The 18,213-nt window shown below is 67.4% G+C and carries 16 protein-coding genes; 8 read left to right on the top strand and 8 right to left on the bottom strand.

Going from position 1 to position 18,213, the window contains the following annotated elements:
• Positions 1–18: 18 nt before the first annotated feature.
• On the bottom strand, positions 19–462 hold the full coding sequence (locus AB0313_RS09455; protein ID WP_366305137.1) for a hotdog fold thioesterase: 444 nt from the start codon (positions 460–462) through the stop codon (positions 19–21).
• Between the two features lie 144 nt (positions 463–606).
• On the opposite strand from AB0313_RS09455, the gene paaZ reads away from it, so the two are divergent.
• Both paaZ and AB0313_RS09445 read left to right on the top strand, forming a co-directional pair.
• Positions 607–2,718, top strand: a complete 2,112-nt coding sequence (gene paaZ / locus AB0313_RS09450; RefSeq protein WP_366305135.1) for a phenylacetic acid degradation bifunctional protein PaaZ — start codon at positions 607–609, stop codon at positions 2,716–2,718.
• A 180-nt stretch (positions 2,719–2,898) separates the two neighbouring features.
• Positions 2,899–3,294: a VOC family protein gene (locus tag AB0313_RS09445; protein ID WP_366305133.1), complete on the top strand. Its 396-nt coding sequence runs from the start codon at positions 2,899–2,901 to the stop codon at positions 3,292–3,294.
• Between the two features lie 90 nt (positions 3,295–3,384).
• Here AB0313_RS09445 and AB0313_RS09440 read toward each other — a convergent pair whose 3' ends face one another.
• The 5 genes from AB0313_RS09440 to AB0313_RS09420 form a co-directional block, all read right to left on the bottom strand.
• Positions 3,385–3,690 carry a hypothetical protein gene (locus tag AB0313_RS09440; protein WP_141940284.1) on the bottom strand — a complete coding sequence of 102 codons (306 nt, stop codon included), beginning with the start codon at positions 3,688–3,690 and terminating at the stop codon, positions 3,385–3,387.
• A 13-nt stretch (positions 3,691–3,703) separates the two neighbouring features.
• On the bottom strand, positions 3,704–4,843 hold the full coding sequence (locus tag AB0313_RS09435) for a trypsin-like peptidase domain-containing protein (RefSeq protein WP_366305131.1): 1,140 nt from the start codon (positions 4,841–4,843) through the stop codon (positions 3,704–3,706).
• Between the two features lie 103 nt (positions 4,844–4,946).
• Positions 4,947–5,603 (bottom strand): TetR/AcrR family transcriptional regulator, encoded by a 657-nt coding sequence (locus AB0313_RS09430; protein ID WP_366305129.1) that lies wholly within the window; start codon positions 5,601–5,603, stop codon positions 4,947–4,949.
• Positions 5,604–5,664: 61 nt separating this feature from the next.
• Positions 5,665–7,050 (bottom strand): phenylacetate--CoA ligase PaaK, encoded by a 1,386-nt coding sequence (gene paaK, locus AB0313_RS09425; protein ID WP_174237466.1) that lies wholly within the window; start codon positions 7,048–7,050, stop codon positions 5,665–5,667.
• Positions 7,051–7,057: 7 nt separating this feature from the next.
• Positions 7,058–7,528 carry a hotdog fold thioesterase gene (locus AB0313_RS09420; RefSeq protein WP_366305127.1) on the bottom strand — a complete coding sequence of 157 codons (471 nt, stop codon included), beginning with the start codon at positions 7,526–7,528 and terminating at the stop codon, positions 7,058–7,060.
• A 269-nt stretch (positions 7,529–7,797) separates the two neighbouring features.
• Here AB0313_RS09420 and pta point away from each other — a divergent pair, with 269 nt between their 5' ends.
• Positions 7,798–9,894 carry a phosphate acetyltransferase gene (gene pta, locus AB0313_RS09415; RefSeq protein ID WP_366305125.1) on the top strand — a complete coding sequence of 699 codons (2,097 nt, stop codon included), beginning with the start codon at positions 7,798–7,800 and terminating at the stop codon, positions 9,892–9,894.
• 83 nt (positions 9,895–9,977) lie between these two features.
• Here the strand turns inward: pta and AB0313_RS09410 are convergent, their stop codons facing one another.
• Positions 9,978–11,309 carry an MFS transporter gene (locus tag AB0313_RS09410; RefSeq protein ID WP_141940288.1) on the bottom strand — a complete coding sequence of 444 codons (1,332 nt, stop codon included), beginning with the start codon at positions 11,307–11,309 and terminating at the stop codon, positions 9,978–9,980.
• A 243-nt stretch (positions 11,310–11,552) separates the two neighbouring features.
• On the opposite strand from AB0313_RS09410, the gene AB0313_RS09405 reads away from it, so the two are divergent.
• The 4 genes from AB0313_RS09405 to AB0313_RS09390 all read left to right on the top strand — a co-directional run bounded on the left by AB0313_RS09405 (position 11,553) and on the right by AB0313_RS09390 (position 16,533).
• Positions 11,553–12,275: a GntR family transcriptional regulator gene (locus AB0313_RS09405; protein WP_366305123.1), complete on the top strand. Its 723-nt coding sequence runs from the start codon at positions 11,553–11,555 to the stop codon at positions 12,273–12,275.
• Between the two features lie 165 nt (positions 12,276–12,440).
• Complete coding sequence (locus tag AB0313_RS09400; protein WP_366305121.1) at positions 12,441–13,787, top strand: L-fuconate dehydratase; 1,347 nt, start codon at positions 12,441–12,443, stop codon at positions 13,785–13,787.
• Entirely contained in the window at positions 13,784–15,328 is a 1,545-nt protein-coding gene (locus AB0313_RS09395) for an aldehyde dehydrogenase (NADP(+)) (protein ID WP_366305119.1), read from the top strand. Before AB0313_RS09400 ends, AB0313_RS09395 begins: the two co-directional genes overlap by 4 nt.
• Positions 15,325–16,533: a fumarylacetoacetate hydrolase family protein gene (locus AB0313_RS09390; protein ID WP_366305117.1), complete on the top strand. Its 1,209-nt coding sequence runs from the start codon at positions 15,325–15,327 to the stop codon at positions 16,531–16,533. Before AB0313_RS09395 ends, AB0313_RS09390 begins: the two co-directional genes overlap by 4 nt.
• A gap of 84 nt (positions 16,534–16,617) precedes the next feature.
• Here AB0313_RS09390 and AB0313_RS09385 read toward each other — a convergent pair whose 3' ends face one another.
• Positions 16,618–16,908 carry a hypothetical protein gene (locus AB0313_RS09385; protein ID WP_141940292.1) on the bottom strand — a complete coding sequence of 97 codons (291 nt, stop codon included), beginning with the start codon at positions 16,906–16,908 and terminating at the stop codon, positions 16,618–16,620.
• 139 nt (positions 16,909–17,047) lie between these two features.
• On the opposite strand from AB0313_RS09385, the gene AB0313_RS09380 reads away from it, so the two are divergent.
• On the top strand, positions 17,048–18,208 hold the full coding sequence (locus AB0313_RS09380) for an acetate kinase (protein WP_366305115.1): 1,161 nt from the start codon (positions 17,048–17,050) through the stop codon (positions 18,206–18,208).
• Positions 18,209–18,213 lie beyond the last annotated feature (5 nt).

Below are 18,213 nucleotides of genomic sequence, written 5' to 3'. Positions count from 1 at the left end.
CAGCGGGCTCAACCACCGCTATTTGTGGCGCTTCATCAGCAGGTTGGTGATGCGCAGGGTGCAGAGCCGCTGGCCTGCCTCGTTGGTGATGAGCACCTCGTGCGTGGTCAGGGTGCCCCCCAGGTGGATGGGCGTGGCCGTGATGGTCACCTGGCCCTCCCGCGCGGATCGGTGGTGGGTGGCGGACACGTCCACTCCCACCGCCGTCTTGCCCATGGTGCTTGCATGGATGACGGCGGCCCAGGACCCCACGGCCTCACCCACGGCAAGGGAGGCGCCGCCGTGCAGGAGGCCGAACGACTGCCGGTTGCCCTCCACCGGCATGGTGGCCACCACCCGTTCCACGGACTCCTCCAGGATCTTCACGCCCATCTTCTCGTCCAGCTCACCGAGGGTTATCTTCCAGAGCTCGTGCTCCGGGGGCTGGTTGCCGGCGGCATCCGTGGGCGACGGGGCGTTCATGGGATCTCCTTATAACTGGGCTGATTCAGTCCTGGCCTTCTAGTGTGCAGCACGGCACTTCATGTATGGTGAATATATTACCGAACGGACGGTCAGTAATGACTGCCCTGCCTGCCTGCCCCCTTGTTGGAAGGACCGTCAACGATGACCACCACAGCCACAGCTCCCCAGGCCACGGTCGACACCGTGGAGACAGTGCCCAGCTTCGTCATGGATGCTTGGTGGACGCCCGACGCCGGTGCGTCGGCTTCCGCCGTCCCCGTCCGGGATGCGAGCACGGGGGAGATCCTGGCCAAGGTCAGCACGGAAGGCCTGGATCTCGCTGCCGTCGTGGACTATGGCCGAACCATCGGCCACGCTGAACTCGGCAAGCTGACCTTCCACCAGCGGGCCCTCAAGCTCAAGGAACTGGCCCAGTACCTGAACGCCCGCCGGGAACATTTCTACAACTTCTCCTTCCAGACCGGCGCCACCAAGATCGACTCCATGGTGGACATCGACGGCGGCATCGGCGTCCTGTTCACCTTCGGCTCCAAAGGCCGGCGCGAATTGCCCAACTCGCAGGTTGTGGTGGACGGACCCATGGAGGTGCTCTCCAAAGACGGCTCCTTCGCCGGCGAGCACATCTACACCCGAATCCCCGGTGTCGCCGTGCAGATCAACGCCTTCAACTTCCCGGTCTGGGGCATGCTTGAGAAATTCGCTCCCGCCTTCATCGCCGGCGTCCCCACCATCGTGAAGCCCGCCACCCCCACCGGCTACGTTGCCGCCGCCGTGGTCAAGGCGATCATCGAATCAAACATCCTGCCCAAGGGCTCGCTCCAGCTGGTCTCCGGCTCGGTCCGCGGGCTGCTGGACGTCCTGGACTACCGTGACCTGGTCGCCTTCACCGGCTCCGCTTCCACTGCCAAGTCCCTCAAGGCGCACCCAAACGTGGTGGAGGGCGGCGTGCGCTTCACGTCGGAAACGGACTCCCTGAACGCCGCCATCCTGGGCCCGGACGCGGTGGAGGGCACCCCGGAGTTCGACGCGTTCGTCAAGTCCGTGGTCACGGAAATGACCGTCAAGGCCGGCCAGAAGTGCACCGCCATCCGCCGTGCCATCGTGCCGCAGGAACTGGTGCCCGCAGTCACCGCCGCGATTGGCAAACGGATTACCGAGCGCGTTGTCCTGGGCGACCCGCGCGGCGAAGGCGTCACCATGGGTGCCCTGGCTTCGGTGGAGCAGCTTCAGGATGTGCGCGCCGCCGTCCAGTCCATGCTCGACGCCGGCGGTGAGCTTGCGTACGGAACGCTCGATTCGCCGTCGGTCACCTCCGCCGACGGAACCACCGGGGTAGTGGACGGCGGCGCCTTCATGGCACCCGTCGTCCTGAACTGGGACAACCCGGAAGCTGAAGCCATCCACTCCCGCGAAGCCTTCGGGCCGGTGTCGTCCGTGATCGGCTACAAGGACCTTTCCGACGCCGTTCGCCTCGCCGCCCGTGGCGGCGGCTCCCTGGTGGCCTCGGTGTGCACCAACGATCCCGAGGTGGCACGTGAACTGGTCATCGGTATCGCCGCCCACCACGGCCGCGTCCTGATGCTCAACCGTGAGGACGCCCGCACCTCAACAGGCCACGGCTCGCCCGTCCCGCACCTGGTCCACGGCGGACCCGGGCGGGCTGGCGGCGGCGAGGAACTGGGCGGCATCCGGTCCGTGCTGCACCACATGCAGCGCACCGCAATCCAGGGCTCACCCAACATGCTCACCGCCGTCACCGGCGTGTGGCACACCGGGGCTGACCGGAACTTCACCCAGGAGACGGAGGGGGCGCACCCGTTCCGGAAGTCGCTGGAAACGCTGCGGATCGGTGATGCCGTCCGCTCGGACCTTCGGCAGGTCACACTGGCCGACATCAGCGCCTTTGCCGAGTCCACGGGCGACACGTTCTACGCCCACACCAACCAGGAGGCTGCGGAAGCCAACCCGTTCTTCCCGGGCATCGTGGCACACGGCTACCTGCTGCTGAGCTGGGCTGCCGGCCTGTTCGTGGAGCCGGCGCCGGGTCCCGTGCTGGCCAACTACGGCCTGGAGAACGCGCGCTTCCTCACCCCTGTCGCGGCCGGAGACTCCATCCGGGTGACCCTCACGGCCAAGAAGATCACTCCGCGTGAAACCGACGAATACGGCGAGGTGGCCTGGGACGCCGTCCTGACCAACCAGAACGACGAAATCGTGGCCACCTACGACGTCCTCACCCTGGTCGAGAAGTAATCCCCAACGCCCCATCACTTACTGCCCGGTTTTCCCCAACGCGCCATCACTTTCCGCACGGAAGTGATGGCGCGTTGGGGGGATTGGTGCGGGAAGTGATGGGGCGTTTGGGCCCGGGTCTTTTTGGGTCCGCCGGGCGTAAGATTCTGCCCGTAGGAGGTGGCCCCAATGACCCTCAAAATGAACACAGCCACAACCATCCTGCCGGTCGATGATGCAGCCCGCGCCCGCAGCTTCTACACGGAAAAGCTCGGGCTCCCGCACCGTGGAAAGACCGACGACGGCAGCGAACTGCTCGGCGCGGACGGCGGTCCCATGCTGCAGCTGGTGCCGGTCTCCGACGGCAGGCATTCGGAACACACCGCACTAAGCTTCGAGGTCACGGACATTGAGGACACCGTCCGCGACTTGGAGGCCCGGGGCGTCATGTTCCAGGATTACGACCTGCCCACACTTAAGACCGAAAACCACGTCTGCACCACTGAGTCGGAGAAGAGCGCGTGGTTCATGGACACCGAGCACAACATCCTGTGCGTCCACCAAAACCTTGGCGGCCAGCTCGAATACCAGGTCTAGGCGTACCGGACGCAGCAACTGAAAACACGGCAGCAGGGGTGCCCCCGGTCGGATCGGGGAACCCCTGCTGCTTGGTCTGGCGGCCTGGCGTCAGCTTTCGGCGCCGCCGTGCAGGCCGTCGTCGCTGCTGTCGTCCTCGGGGCCGGTGCCGTGGCCGCTTTCGCTGCGGTCGGACAGGTCCATGTTGCCGCGGGCCTCATCCATGGTGGGCCCGCCGGAGGGGACGCTGTAGGTGTCCGGGCGGACGCCGTGCGACTGCTCCTCGATCAGGGCCTGTTCCTCGCTGAAGCGGATCACGTTGGCCTCGTCGCCGGCGTCGCCGGGGACGTCCTCGCGGATCTTTGAGGGGTCCGGGATGATGAATCCTGCCTCGGGCTCTTCCTTGGGGTGGCTCATGTGCTTTTCCTTCCTATCGGGTGGTTGTGGTGGCGGGCCTGTCAGTGAGGTCCACCTTAATGTCCAGGCTTTGGTCGCCGCGCTTGACCTTGAAGCCTACGGTGTCGCCGGGGTTGTGCTTGCGCAGTTCCGCCAGGAGCGTCTCAGGGGTGGTAAGCTGCACGCCTTCCATGGACTGCAGGACGTCGCCGGGACGGATGCCTGCGCGTCCCGCCGGGCCGTCCGTATCGGCAGCGAGCACCACCACCCCGGATCCTCCCTGGATGCCCAGCTGATCGGCGATCTGCGCCGTGAGCTCGCCGGGAGTCAGGCCGAGGTAGGCATGCTTGGCCGTGCCGGTGGCCAACAGTTCCTCTGCCACGTCCACGGCGGTGGCGGCGGGGATGGCGAAGCCCAGTGAGACGGCCCCTGCGGAGGGCGGGATGTAGGCCTCACTGATGCCGATCACCTCGCCGCGCATATTGATCACCGCGCCGCCGGAGTTGCCCGGGCTGATGGGTGCGTCGGTCTGGATGAGGTCCACCAGCGACAGGCTGTTGGACGCGGAGCCGGGGATGGAACGGTGCAGACCGGAGATGATGCCTGCGGTGGCGGTGTTCTCAAAGCCAAGGGGCGAGCCAAGGACCAGGGCGCCCTCACCCACCTTGGGCAGGTTGCTCTGGTACGTGGGCTTCGGCAGGCCGGTACGCTTGGCCTGCACCAGAGCCAGGTCAGTCACGGCGTCGCTGGCCTTCACCGTCCCTTCAACGCGCTGCCCGTCGGCGAAACCTACCTCCACCGAGGTGGCGCCGTGGATGACGTGCTCGTTGGTGAGGATCAGCCCGTCCGCCGAGTACACCACACCGCTGCCCAGGCCGCTTTGCGTGAAGATGGTGACGACGGACGGCGACAGGTTTTCCACGAGTTGCGGCAGGTTGCTCGCCGCGGTGCCGGAGTCAGCACCCCCGCCGGTTGCCGGTGCGGAACCCGACGCGGGTGCCGGTGCGGAGCTGGCCGCGGACGACGACGGCGCCGGGCTTGAGGAGGAGCCGCTGGGTGCAGGAGGGTTTGGCGTACCGGTGCATGCGCCCAGTGCCAGGGAGGCCGCGAGTACCCCGGCGCCAAGCACTGTTTGGAGGCGGCGTGAACGCTGCGGATCGCTGGCCTGGCTCATCAGGACCTCCCTGCGGATGGTGGCTTTCTACCACCGTAGCGGGGGAGCGGGAAAAATACCAAGCACCCTTATTATCCCGGCCGCCGTTCCGGAGCGGGGCCGCCTACGCGTCTGCGTGCAGGCCCTCGAACGCCATGGTGATCACGTCATCGGCCAGCCGCTGCGGGGAGAGGGAACCGCCCGGCTTGTACCACTCCACGATCGAGTTGATCATGCCGAACAGCAGCCGTGAGACGGTGCGGGGGTCGATGTCCCGGCGGAGCGACCCCTCGTCGCGGGCGGCTGAGATAAGCGCCGCCACCTTGTGGTCGAACGTGCGGCGCCGCTCCAGGGCGTCCCGTTCGATCTCGGTGTTCCCGCGCAGCCGCAGCAACAGGGTGACGAACGGCAGCCGGTCCACCAGGACGGCCACCGTCTGGCGCAGCACAAACTCCAGCCGCGCGTCAGCGGCGCCGGAGGTGGCCTCCGGCTGCTCCAGGATCGCTTCGAGGCCGCCCAGTGCGTGGTCGAGGGCGAGCTTGAGGAGGTCGCCCTTGGACGGCACGTGGTGGTAGATGGCGGACTTGGAGATGCCCAGGTTATCGGCCAGGATGCCCATGGAGGTGGCGTCGTAGCCGTGCCGGTTGAAGACGTCGACGGCGATGCGGAGCACCGACTGCTGGTCATAGCCGGGGCGGCCGCGCTTGGCCGTGCCGTTAAGGGCAGTCCCGTCGGTGCTGGCGGTTTCGGTGGTGCTGGCAGTTCTGCTGGCGCTGGGCATAGTGGCTAGTTTCTCACGAACGGTCGGTAAGTCCGGGAACGGCGCAGCACCACCGAAACACTCAGGCCTTCGGTCGGAGGTCGTAGATGCGGCGCAGCTTGCCGTTGGACCGCTCCAGCGAACCCGGCTCCACCACGTCCACGGTGCATGAAGAACCCACGTGGATCTTGATCTGTTCCTTCAAGGTGCGTGCCGCCGTCGTGCTCTGCTCAATGGTGACGGCGTCCCGGCGCTCGATGCGCACGGTCAACTGGTCCATTCGCTGGCCCTCGGGGCGGGTGAGTTCGAGCTGGAAGTGCGGGCTGAGCTCCGGGATGCGCAGGGCGATTTCCTCAATCTGGGACGGGAAGAGGTTCACGCCGCGCAGGATGATCATGTCGTCGCTGCGGCCCGTGATGCGGCCCATCCGGCGGTGTGCCGGGCGGGCCGTGCCGGGCAGCAGGCGCGTGAGGTCCTTGGTGCGGTACCGGATGATCGGCAGCGCTTCCTTGGTCAGCGAGGTGAAGACGAGTTCGCCGTGTTCGCCGTCGCGCAGGACGTTCTCCTTGCCCGGGGCAGGGTTGAAGGGGTCGATGATTTCGGGGCGGAAGTGGTCCTCCCAGATGTGGCTGCCGTCCTGCGTCTCCACTGCCTCACCGGCGACGCCTGGACCCATGACCTCTGACAGGCCGTAGATGTCGCAGGCCTTGATGTTCATCATGACCTCGAGCTCGTGCCGCATCTCCTCAGTCCACGGCTCGGCGCCAAGGACGGCGAACTTCAGGGAGGTCGAGGCGGGGTCGATGCCCATGTGGGCCATGGCGTCGGCGATGGTGAGCAGGTAAGTGGGGGTGGCCAGGATGGCATCCGGCTTGAAGTCCTGGATCAGCTGGATCTGGCGTTCGGTCTGGCCGCCGGACATCGGGATGACGGTGCAGCCCAGGGCTTCGGCGCCGGCGTGCGCGCCCAGGCCGCCGGTGAACAGGCCGTAGCCGTAGGCGTTGTGGACCTTCATGCCCGGACGGATGCCGGAGGCGCGGAAGCTGCGGGCAACGAGCTTGGCCCAGTCGGCCAGGTCCTGCTTGGTGTAGCCGACGACGGTGGGCCGGCCGGTGGTGCCCGAGCTGGCGTGGATGCGGGCTACTTGGTTCTGCGGCACCGCGAACATGCCGAACGGGTATTCCTGGCGCAGGTCCTCCTTGGTGGTGAAGGGGAAGTTGCCCAGGTCGCTCAGCTCGCGCAGGTCATTGGGGTGGATGCCGGCCTCGTCGAACTTGCGCTTGTAAAGCGGCACGCGCTCATAGGCATAGGCCAGGGTGTGCTGCAGCCGCTGGAGCTGCAGGGCCTCGAGTTCGTCGCGCGAGATGGTCTCCTCGCGGTCCAGGACGGCGTCGGTGCCGGCGTTCGCCTCGGTGTCCGCCGGGGTGGAAACGGCAGCGGCGGGGGATTCTGGGGCATGCAGGGTCATGGTTTTCCTACTTCTTGGGGATGGTGCGGCTGCGTCCGCGGAACTCGGCGATGAGCTCGCCCGGGAAACTGGACTGGTTGCCGGATGCCGGCACGCCGGCGTCGGCGGCGAAGATCTGGATGTCGTAGAGGCCGCTGCGCCCGGCGCTGGAACGGCGGTCCGCGACGGCGGTGAGCACCTGGCCGCGGAACGCCGGCTTGAGGAAATTGATGTCGACGCCGGAGGCAACGGTGATGGTGTTTTCCTCGCCGGGTGCAGGCTGGATGGGGTTGCACGCGAGGGCGAACGCGGTGTCGCCGAAGGCGAAGATCATTCCGCCGTGGGCCATGCCGAAGCCGTTGAGCATTTCCTGCCGGAGGGTCATCCGGATGGTGGCGTGGCCGTCGCTGACGGCGAGGACCTCGATGCCCATCCATTCGGAGGCATAGTCGTTTTCCAGGATGGGGTGGGTGGCCCCGGAAAGGGTGGTCTCAGCCATGCGTCATTGCCTCCAGCTTTATTTACCGAATGTTCATTAGGTAATCCCATCGGAGGGGCGACTGTCAAGGGGGCGGGGGATAACCGGCGATGGCGTCGCACCGCTTCCGCGGATGGACCGGGCCGCTTCATCGATTGCTGTGTAAACGTCCTTTTGGGCGCCCATAACGACGTTTACGGAGCAGTCGACGCTGGATGAGGTGCCACGCGCGCGGATCGAAGTGCAAGGATGGGGGAACCGGCACCGGCAAGAACAGCAAAGGGCGGACCATGGCCAAAGGCATCTACGTCAGCGCAACCACTCCTGGATCGGGCAAGTCCCTGATCGCCCTGGGACTGGCGGACACCCTGCACCGGCATGCGGACAGGATCGGCTTCTTCAAGCCGGTGGTCCACGGGCCGTCCGCGGCCAATGACCCCATGGTGGCCCTGATGAGGGCCCGGTTCGCGCTGGACGATGACCGGTGCCGCGGCGGCCTGACCTACGGCGAGGTCCGGACCCTGCTGGCCGAAGGGAACCGGGCGGAGATCGACGCGCGGTGCGTGGAGATTTTTGCGGACATTGCCCGCCACTGCGACGTGGTGATCGTGGAGGGGACGGACCTGGTGGGCCAGGACGCCGCCGTCGAGTTCGATCTCAACGCCCGGCTGGCCAATAACCTCGCCACTCCCGTCGTGGCCGTGGTGGGCGCCAAGGGGCGGACCGTGCCCGAGACCGCTGCCGCCGTCGAGGTTGCGCGCAAGGAACTGGCCGCGGAAAAGTGCGCGCTGCTGGCCATCATGGTCAACCGGGCGAATGCCGATGACCTGGATGCCATTGCCGCCGCCCTGAAGCCCGGCGCCTCCGGCCGCCCCGTGTACATCCTGCCGGAGCTGGAGGAGATCGCCCGGCCCACCACCGGCGAGGTGGCCATGGCCCTGGGCGTGCGGCAGATCGCGGGAACCCCGGACATGGAGCGCGATGTCAAGGACATCAAGGTGGCTGCCATGAACGTGGGCAACTTCCTGAATGTGCTGGATGAGGGTGCGCTGGTGATCGTGCCGGGGGACCGGGCGGACGTGATGGTGGCCTGCCTGGCCTCCTCCTTCTCGCCCGAGTTTCCTGTGCCGTCGGCGCTCATCCTCACCGGGGGCCTGGCCCCGGACGCCAACATCTACCCGCTCCTGGCGCAGGCACCGTTCCCGGTGTTCGCGGCGGACGAGGACACATACCAGACGGCGCGCCGGGTGTCCGAGGTGCGCAGCGAGATCTGGTCCGGGCACCGGCGGAAGGTGGCCTCGGCCCTGGGCCTGTGGTCGCGCCGGGTGGACGAGGCCGAACTGGTGGAACGCCTGCACCTCCCTAGGGCGGAACGGATGACCCCGCTGCGGTTCCTCCATGACCTCATCGAGCGCGCCCGGACACAGCGGCGGCACGTGGTCCTGCCGGAGGGAACCGACGTCAGGATCCTGCGCGCGGCCGAGATCCTGCACCGCCGCGACGTCTGCGACCTGACGCTCCTGGGCCCGGAGTCCCAGGTCCGGGAGCTGGCCGCCGCCAATGGCATCGACCTCACGGGCATCAACGTCATCGACCCCGCCACCTCTAACCTGCGGCAGAAGTTCGCCGAGAAGTACGCCGAGCTGCGGGCCCACAAGGGCGTGGACCTGCCCAAAGCGCTGGAGATCATGCAGGACGGAAGCTACTTCGGCACCATGATGGTCCAGCTGGGCGTGGTGGACGGGATGGTCTCGGGAGCGGCCCACACCACCGCGCACACCATCCGCCCGGCGCTGGAGTTCGTGAAGACCCGTGAAGGCGTGAAAATCGTGTCCTCGGTGTTCCTGATGCTGATGCCGGACCGCGTGCTGGTCTACGGCGACTGCGCGGTGAACCCGGATCCCAACGTGGAGCAGCTGGCGGACATTGCCCTGGCGTCCGCCGAGACCGCCGCCCAGTTTGGCGTGGAGCCGCGTGTGGCCATGCTGTCCTACTCAACCGGCGGTTCGGGGTCCGGTGAAGCGGTGGACGAGGTGCGGCAGGCCACCGAGCTGGTGCGGGCCCGCCGGCCCGACCTGGCCGTGGAGGGTCCCATCCAGTACGACGCCGCCGTGGATGCTTCCATTGCCGCATCCAAGATGCCCGGTTCCTCCGTGGCAGGCCAGGCGACGGTGTTCATCTTCCCGGACCTGAACACCGGCAACAACACGTACAAGGCCGTCCAGCAAAGCTCCGGCGCCGTCGCCGTGGGGCCGGTCCTGCAGGGGCTCCGGAAACCGGTCAACGACCTCTCCCGCGGCTGCACGGTGGAGGACATCGTGAACACGGTGGCCATCACCGCCATCCAGGCGCAGGCCCAGGTCCCGGTCCAGCAGCCGGCGTCCTAGGACACCACGCACAAAGGACGACGCCGGCACCCGGGTGGGTGCCGGCGTCGTCCGGTGGCGTGGGTGGGGACAGCGGACAGTGCCTAGGCGGCTGCCTTGACCTTCAACGGCTCGATCTTGCCGATGACGAACAGGTAGTTGGCAGCGCCGACCAGTGAGATTGCGCCGATCACGGCCAGCGGTGCCACGAACGACCCCGTCTGGTCCACCAGGATGCCGATCAGGACGGGCGTGAAGATCCCGGCCAGGTTGGAGGCGAAGTTCTGGAGCCCGCCGATCGAGCCGACGTGCCGGGAGCTGGGGGCGACGTCGGCCGGCAGCGACCAGATGCCGGTGGCGGCCACCGCGAGGCTGGAGTAGGCGATGGACAGAAGGGCCAGGGCCATCCAGGCTTCCGGGACTATCGCGGCGAACATGATGACCGAGCCGCCGGCCAGGCCGCCCGCGATGACCGTTTTGCGGACCTTGCTGACGGGGGATCCTGCCCGTACTGCACGGTCCGCAAGGTAGCCGCCGAGCCAGCCGAACAGTACGGCGCAGATGCCCGGAATGGCGCCGAAGAAGCCGAGCGTGAGGAGATTGAAGCCACGCTCCTTGACCAGGTAGCTGGGGAAGAACGTGATGAAGAAGTAGATGGCGCTGTTCAGGCAGAAGAAGCCGAACATCATGCTGAGGATGGCGCGGTACTTGAAGAGTGAACGCCAGGGGAGCTTGGCTGCGCCTTCGTCATCGTTTGCCGAGCCGCGGGCACCGCCCTCCTGGATGTAGCTGACTTCGGCAGCATTGGCACTGGGGTGTTCTTCCGGGCTCCGGTAGTACTTCCACCACACGGCGGCCCAGATGATTCCGAGGACGCCGATGATGATGAAGACGGCATGCCAGGAGGTGAAGGCGACAATCAGGGTGACGATGGGCAGCGCGATCACTGCTCCCACCCTCGATCCTGAATCCCAGATGCTGGTGGCGAACGCGCGTTCGCGGACCGGGAACCATGTGGCCACTACCTTGGCGGCGGTGCTGGGGGCGGGGCTTTCACCGGCGCCCAGCAGGAAGCGGGCCGCAAATAGGGACCAGAAGCTGGACGCTGCGGCGGTAACCATGGTGAAGACGGACCACCAGAGGGCCGCCAGGGAGAACGACCGGCGGGGGCCCACCTTGTCCACGTACCAGCCGGCGGCGAGCTGGAAGAAGTCGTAGGCCCAGAAGAAGGCGGCGAAAATCAGTCCCTGCTGGGTGGCGCTGAGTTCGAAGTCCTTGCCCATGAACGGCAGGGCGACGCTGAGGCTGGAGCGGTCAAGGTAGTTGATGCTGAGGCCCACGAAGGCAAGCCAGATGATCACCCAGCGTTTGCGGGTCATGAGGCGGGGCTGCCGGGGTGAGGTGGTGGTGGACGTCTTACTTCCGAGCGTAGTCATGCGGTCTCCTTCGACAGATACATGGCTTCGGGTGCGGGATGCACGGGTGGGAGGGGGAGGCGCAGAAGAGCCCGGCGCCAAAATCGTATAGGAATCTGGTTAATCATATAGAAAGTGTGATCCGGATCAAGTCCCCTGCAGAAAAAATGCATCTGTGAAGGCTGCGGTGCCCGGTGGCTTATGATTCCCCCAAGCGACTCCCCGCCCGTCAGTGCCAGCCAACCCAGTGCAAGAGGTAACCGCGTGCCCCCACGTCAATCGTCCGAAACTTCCCGCGGCAAGGCGGCGGTGCCCGACGTCTATTCGGCGATGCGTGCCTCCATCCTGGAAGGCGAGATTGCGCCCGGCACCAGGATCAACATCGACGCCGTTGCCCGCAGCCTGGGCGTGTCCCAGACGCCCGTCCGCGAGGTGCTGCAGCGGCTTGAGGGCGACAACCTGGTGGTTTACAACCCGGGCCGCGGCTACAGCACCACCCCCTTGCTGGACCTGCCGGAGCTGCGCTCGCTGTTTGAGTTCCGGCTCCTGGTGGAACCGTGGGCAGCCCGGGCAGCTGCCGTGGACCGCCTTGCCAATCCGGCCGGCTTGCTGGAGAAGGAGCTGGGCAGCTTCCGGGCCGTCATGAAGCGGAGCAAGGACCTGCGGCAGGATCTGGTAGCCCATGACACCCGTTTCCACGACACCATCCTCGCCGCCTCCGGCAACCCTGTGGTCCGGCATGCCTTCGCGCAGACCCACTGCCACCTGCACACCTTCCGGCTGTACCCGGCGGACGTTGACGGCGCCATTACGGTGGCTGAGCATACGGCCGTTCGGGAAGCGATCGAGGCGTGCGATCCAGAGCGGGCCGAGGCAGCCATGACCACCCATATCCGAAACTCCTTCGACCGGTTCGCCCAGGCCTTCGAGGGTGAACTGCCGCCGCTGGAAGACAGTGGGCCGCCGCGCAGGCGCATCATCACCTAGGTGTTGGCGAACAGCCCCGGCCCGTAAAGGCCGGGGCTGCTGCGTTCCTGGAGCGCCTGCGGCCGTGGGGGGCTTGACCTGGATCACGCGTCCTATATGATTTTAGAAATTCGTATAGGAATCGAATCTTTCCCTTCTCCAGTTCTGCTCCGAAAGTTGAGATCCATGCCTTCCATCACGTCCATCAACACCCAGGACGTCCGCTTCCCCACGTCCCTTAAGCTCGACGGTTCAGACGCGGTCAACGTAGACCCTGATTACTCCGCCGCCTACGTGGTCATCCGCACCGATGCGGGCGACGAGGGCCACGGCTTCGTCTTCAGCTGCGGCCGCGGCAACGAAATCCTGACGGCCGCCATTGACGCGTACGCCCGCCTGCTGGTGGGCCGTGACATCGACGAGCTGATCGGCGACCTCGGCGCGGCGTCCAGGCTCCTCATCCACGACTCCCAGCTGCGCTGGCTTGGCCCCGAGAAGGGTGTGACCCAGATGGCCTGCGGCGCCCTGGTCAGTGCCCTCTGGGACATTCGTGCCCGCCGGGACAACAAGCCACTGTGGCTCCTGCTTGCCGAGATGACGCCGGAGGAACTGGTCAGCGTGGTGGACTTCACCCACATCCGCGACGCCCTCAGCCCGGAGGAAGCCCTCGAAATCCTCCGTACCGGCCAGGACGGCAAGGCCCAGCGCATCGCCGAACTCAAGGCCAGCGGTTTTCCCGCCTACACCACCTCCCCGGGCTGGCTGGGATACAGCGACGAGAAGCTGGTCCGGCTGAGCAAGGAGGCCGCGGCTGACGGATTCTCCATGATCAAGCTCAAAGTGGGCGGGGACATCAACGACGACCGCCGGCGCATGGCCTTGGCCCGCGAAGCCGTGGGCGGCCTGCCCATCGCCATCGACGCCAACCAGCGGTGGGAAGTATCCGAAGCAATTCAATGGGTCAACCGGCTGGCAGAGTTCAACCCCTACTGGATCGAGGAACCCACCAGTACCGACGACGTCCTGGGCCACGCCGAAATCCGCAAGGGCGTGGCACCCGTCCGGGTTGCCACCGGTGAAGCCGTAGCCAGCCGCATCGTCTTCAAGCAGCTGCTCCAGGCAGGCGCAATCGACGTGCTGCAGCTCGACTCCACCCGCGTGGCCGGCGTCAACGAGAACATCGCCATCCTGCTGCTGGCCGCCAAATTCGGAGTGCCGGTCTGCCCGCACGCAGGAGGCGTGGGCCTGTGCGAGCTGGTCCAGCACTTCTCCTTCTTCGACTACGCAGTAGTGGGCCGCAGCCAGGAAAACCGGATGATCGAATTCGTGGACCACCTGCATGAGCACTTCGCCGAACCCGTCCGGATCATCAACGGCCGCTACGCTGCACCCGAACTGCCGGGCACCGGTGCGGAGATGTTCAGCGCCTCCCGTTCCCACTGGGAATTCCCCAATGGCCCCGGATGGCAGGAAGTGGGCAACCGCGCCGCCGTTACCGGCGCAGCCCTGGCCCCTGCCGGAGCCCGCCGATGACCGCCGGAGCTGGTGCCGCCGTCGGACTCGCCACGGACCATCCCGTCGGGCCCACCACCGCTGGTGCCCTGGACGCCGCCGTGGAAGCAGCGGCAGCCGCCTTTGACCAGGGCCTCCCGGCAACCCCGGACATCCGCGCAGGGTGGCTCGAAGCTATCGCCGCCGGCCTGGAGCAGGACGCCCGCGGGCTGGTGGAAACGGCCGTCCGCGAAACCCACCTGGGTACCGCCCGGCTGGAGGGGGAACTGAAGCGGACCGTCTTCCAGTTGCGGCTGTTCGCGGAGGAAATCCGCCGCGGCGAGCACTTCGACGCCACCATCGACCACGACGACCCCGCCTGGGGCATGGGTCCGCGCCCGGACCTCCGGCGGTACAACGTGCCCCTTGGCGTGGTGGGGGTTTTCGGCGCCTCCAACTTCCCCTTCGCCTTCAGCGTGATGGGCGGGGACAGCGCCTCGGCACTGGCAGCCGGCTGCGCCGTGGTGCACAAGGCGCACGACGCGCACCGCGAACTCGCCGCCCGCACCGCCCGCGTGGTGACCGAGGCCCTGGAAGCTGCCCGGGCGCCGTCGGGCCTCTTCTCCATGGTGACGGGCAGACAAGCGGGTGAGGCCCTGGTTGACCATCCCTTGGTCAAGGCGGTCGGCTTCACCGGTTCCACCGCGGGCGGCCGTGCCCTGCTCAACAGGATTGCCGCCCGGCCCGAACCCATCCCGTTCTTCGGTGAACTGGGCGGCATCAACGCTGTCTTCGTGGCGCCCAAGGCATGGGCAACCCGGCGCGCGGAGATCCTCAGCGGCTACGCCGGCTCCTTCACCCTGGGGATGGGCCAGTTCTGCACCAAGCCGGGCCTGCTGTTCGTCCCCGCCGGCGACGCAGAGGGCATCCGCAGCCAGCTGGCGGAAGCGCTTGCAGGGTTCGCTCCCGCACGGCTGCTCAGCGACCGCCTGCACGCCGGTTACGCCGACGCCGTGGCCACACTCCGGGACAGCGGGGGAGTACGGGTCCTGCTGGAAGGGGACTTTGCGGAGGAACCGGCCCCCACCGTCCTGCACACGACGTCGGAGGAGGTGCGGAAGGACCCCGGGCTGCTCCGGCAGGAGATGTTCGGACCCGCCAGCGTGGTGGTGGAGTACCGGGACCAGGCTGAGCTGCCCGGGCTGGCACGGCTGCTGGAAGGGCAGCTGACCACCACCCTCCAGGCCGAGGAGGACGACGACGTCTCCGAACTCGCTGCCCGGCTGGCGGACATCAGCGGGCGCGTTTTGTGGAACGGCTGGCCCACGGGAGTCACGGTCAGCTACGCCCAGCACCACGGCGGTCCCTACCCCGCCACCACCTCGAACACCACGTCGGTGGGGACGGCGGCCATCCGCCGCTTCCTCCGCCCGGTGGCGTACCAGTCATTCCCTGCGTCGCGGCTGCCCGCGCCACTGCAGGACAGCAACCCCTGGCGTATCCCGCAAAGGGTCGACGGCGTGTGGCAGCACCCCGCCGAAGGTGCCGTCAGCCGCGATACCGGGAACGAGGGGCAGTCATGAGCCCGGTGTCCGAGGCAGTGCGGTCTGTCCTTCCCGAAGACGCGGACCAGGCCCTGCTCATCGGCCGGGTCTGGGATGCGGAAACGGGCGGCCCGCGCGTGGTCGCCGTCAGCGGGGGCACCGTCTTCGACCTGCAGCGGCTGGCCGCCACCGTTGCCGAGCTCATGGAACTGCCGGACCCGGCAGCCGCTGTCCGCTTTGCCCTGCTGGATCCCACCCTGGCCGAACCGCGCTGGGCGACTGCCGACGTCGTCCGCGCCTCCCTGGCCGGGAGCGCTTCGGTGGAGAGCGAGGGGCCCAGGCTCCTGGCGCCCATCGACCTCCAGGTCATCAAGGCCTGCGGCGTGACGTTCGTGGACAGCATGATCGAGCGGGTCATTGAGGAGCGCTGCGCGGGAGATGCCGGCCGGGCTGCTGAGGTGCGGGAGCTGGTGGGCCGTGCCCTGGGCGGAAGCCTGGCCGACCTGCGGCCCGGCTCCGCGGAGGCGGCCGAAGCCAAGCGGGTCCTGATCGCTGAAGGGCTGTGGTCGCAGTACCTGGAGGTGGGGATCGGCCCGGACCCCGAGGTCTTCACCAAGGCGCCGGTCCTGTCATCGGTGGGACTCGGCGATGGAATCGGGATCCCGGCCTTTTCGTCCTGGAACAACCCGGAACCGGAGCTGGTCCTCATTGCCACCTCCGGCGGGCGCGTGGTGGGCGCGACGCTGGGCAACGACGTGAACCTTCGCGACGTGGAAGGCAGGAGCGCCCTGCTGCTGGGCAAGGCCAAGGACAACAATGCGTCGAGCGCGCTGGGGCCGTTCATCAGGCTGTTCGACGGGAACTTCACCCTGGAGACGCTGCGCGATGAGGAGATCCTGCTCCGCGTGGACGGCCCGGACGGGTACCTGCTGGAGGGCCGGAACAGTGTCTCCCGCATCAGCAGGCCCTTCGAGGAACTTGTGGCCGCCACCCACGGTAAGCACCACCAGTATCCGGACGGCTTCGCGCTGTTCACCGGGACCCTGTTTGCGCCCACGCAGGACCGGGACGAGCCGGGCCAGGGTTTCACCCACAAGCACGGCGATGTCGTCACCATCCGCAGCCGCCACCTGGGTGCCCTGGTCAACACGGTGGGTCCGTGCGAGGAACTGCCGGAATGGACCTTCGGCCTCCGCCAGCTCTTCGATTACCTGGCGAGGCAGGGACAGGGCGCACGGGCCTAACCCGCCACAGATCAAAGGCCGACGCCGGCACTCGGGGGAGTGCCGGCGTCGGCCTTTTGGTGCGGGGAATTAGTGCGGGAACAGTCAGCTGTTGTCCGGCTTGGCCAGGCTCTCCGGGTCCTCCTGCTTGGCCGGTTCATCAGAGAGGCCCTGTGGGGTCAGGTCCAGGTCTTCCCGGTTCTCCGGAGCTTCCGGCGCTTCCCCAGTCTCGGCGGCCTTGAGGTGGCCGGTGTCGTCCAGGGCCGGGTTGGCGCCCTCCACCCCCGTGGGATCGTGCTTGCTGCCGGAATCCGGCTGCGCGTTGAGCGGGGCGGTGCTGCTGGATCCCGTGTTGGTGGGGTCGTTCTCGTCGATCGAATTGGGCTCGTTCGTCATGGAATTTTCCTCTCGGCGTCGTCCAGCCTTGTCCGCCGACCATAGGCACAGCAGGCCGTCATCCGCAAGGAATCAGCCGACGCGAGCGGCACATATAGTGGGGTTTGAACTGCAGACGCCAGGCTGAGGAGGCCACCGCATGCTCGTGCTCGTCATCAACTCCGGTTCATCATCGCTCAAATACCAGGTCAGGGACGTGGCCGCCGGGACGGTCCTCACCGAGGGACTGATCGAGAAGATCGGCATGGGCAACGGCGGCGGTGGCGACGGCGAGCCGGTGGGACCGCGGGACCATGCGGAGGCACTGGAGCAGGTGGACGCGGCCATCCACCAGGAGCTGGGCGACCTGGAGCTCGGCGCGGTGGGGCACCGGGTGGTCCACGGCGGAGAACGGTTCTCCGAGCCCGTGCCGGTGGACAACGAGATTACCCGCGCGATCGAGCGGCTCAACCCGCTGGCGCCGCTGCACAACCCCGCCAACGTCCTGGGCATCCGCGCCATCACCAAAAAGTGGCCCAAGATGCCGCAGGTGGCCGTGTTCGACACCGCCTTCCACCGCACCCTGCCCGAGCACGCCTGGCGTTACGCCGTCCCGGACGAGCTCTACACGAACCACGGCATCCGCCGCTACGGCTTCCACGGCACCTCCCACGAGTACGTGGCGCGGCGGTCGGCCGCGCTGCTGGACCTCCCCATCGAGGAATTCGACGCCGTCATCGCCCACCTGGGCAACGGCGCCTCCGTGACTGCCATCCGCGGCGGACGCTCCGTGGACACCTCCATGGGCTTCACCCCGCTCGAGGGTTTGGTGATGGGCACCCGCTCGGGCGACCTGGACCCGTCCATCCTGGTGTTCCTGGGCCGGGCCGGCTGGTCTCCCGAGGACATCGACACCATGCTGAACCGCGAATCGGGACTCAAGGGCCTGGCCGGGAACAACGACATGCGCTCCGTGGTGGAGGCCTCGGAGGCCGGCGACGAACGCGCCTCCATGGCGCTCGCCGTCGCGTCCTACCGGCTGGCCAAGTACATCGGCGGCTACCACGTGGCCGTTGGCGGGGCCAAGGCCCTGGTGTTCACCGCGGGGATCGGCGAGAACTCGCAACAGTTCCGGGCACAGGTGGCGGACCGGCTGGGTGCCTTGGGCATCGAGCTCGACGGCGGGCTGAACGCGGCGCGGTCAAAGGAACCGCGGGTGATTTCCACGCCGTCCTCCGCCATCCCCGTCCTGGTGGTTCCCACGGACGAGGAGCGCGCCATCGCGGAGGCGACGGCCGCCGTCGTATCCGCCGCCCGCTGACACTT

The organism is Pseudarthrobacter sp. NPDC080039 (assembly GCF_040702335.1).
GTDB lineage: Bacteria > Actinomycetota > Actinomycetes > Actinomycetales > Micrococcaceae > Arthrobacter > Arthrobacter enclensis_A.
This window is presented reverse-complemented; position numbering and strand designations above follow the sequence as displayed.

Bases quoted from the DNA above. Each gene is read 5' to 3' on its own strand.
- AB0313_RS09445 (WP_366305133.1), top strand. From the start codon at position 2,899: ATGAACACAGCCACAACCATCCTGCCGGTCGATGATGCAGCCCGCGCC.
- AB0313_RS09435 (WP_366305131.1), bottom strand. From the start codon at position 4,843: ATGAGCCAGGCCAGCGATCCGCAGCGTTCACGCCGCCTCCAAACAGTG.
- AB0313_RS09410 (WP_141940288.1), bottom strand. From the start codon at position 11,309: ATGACTACGCTCGGAAGTAAGACGTCCACCACCACCTCACCCCGGCAG.
- AB0313_RS09390 (WP_366305117.1), top strand. From the start codon at position 15,325: ATGAGCCCGGTGTCCGAGGCAGTGCGGTCTGTCCTTCCCGAAGACGCG.
- paaZ (WP_366305135.1), top strand. From the start codon at position 607: ATGACCACCACAGCCACAGCTCCCCAGGCCACGGTCGACACCGTGGAG.
- AB0313_RS09430 (WP_366305129.1), bottom strand. From the start codon at position 5,603: ATGCCCAGCGCCAGCAGAACTGCCAGCACCACCGAAACCGCCAGCACC.
- AB0313_RS09420 (WP_366305127.1), bottom strand. From the start codon at position 7,528: ATGGCTGAGACCACCCTTTCCGGGGCCACCCACCCCATCCTGGAAAAC.
- pta (WP_366305125.1), top strand. From the start codon at position 7,798: ATGGCCAAAGGCATCTACGTCAGCGCAACCACTCCTGGATCGGGCAAG.
- AB0313_RS09400 (WP_366305121.1), top strand. From the start codon at position 12,441: ATGCCTTCCATCACGTCCATCAACACCCAGGACGTCCGCTTCCCCACG.
- AB0313_RS09455 (WP_366305137.1), bottom strand. From the start codon at position 462: ATGAACGCCCCGTCGCCCACGGATGCCGCCGGCAACCAGCCCCCGGAG.
- AB0313_RS09440 (WP_141940284.1), bottom strand. From the start codon at position 3,690: ATGAGCCACCCCAAGGAAGAGCCCGAGGCAGGATTCATCATCCCGGAC.
- AB0313_RS09380 (WP_366305115.1), top strand. From the start codon at position 17,048: ATGCTCGTGCTCGTCATCAACTCCGGTTCATCATCGCTCAAATACCAG.
- AB0313_RS09385 (WP_141940292.1), bottom strand. From the start codon at position 16,908: ATGACGAACGAGCCCAATTCGATCGACGAGAACGACCCCACCAACACG.
- paaK (WP_174237466.1), bottom strand. From the start codon at position 7,050: ATGACCCTGCATGCCCCAGAATCCCCCGCCGCTGCCGTTTCCACCCCG.
- AB0313_RS09395 (WP_366305119.1), top strand. From the start codon at position 13,784: ATGACCGCCGGAGCTGGTGCCGCCGTCGGACTCGCCACGGACCATCCC.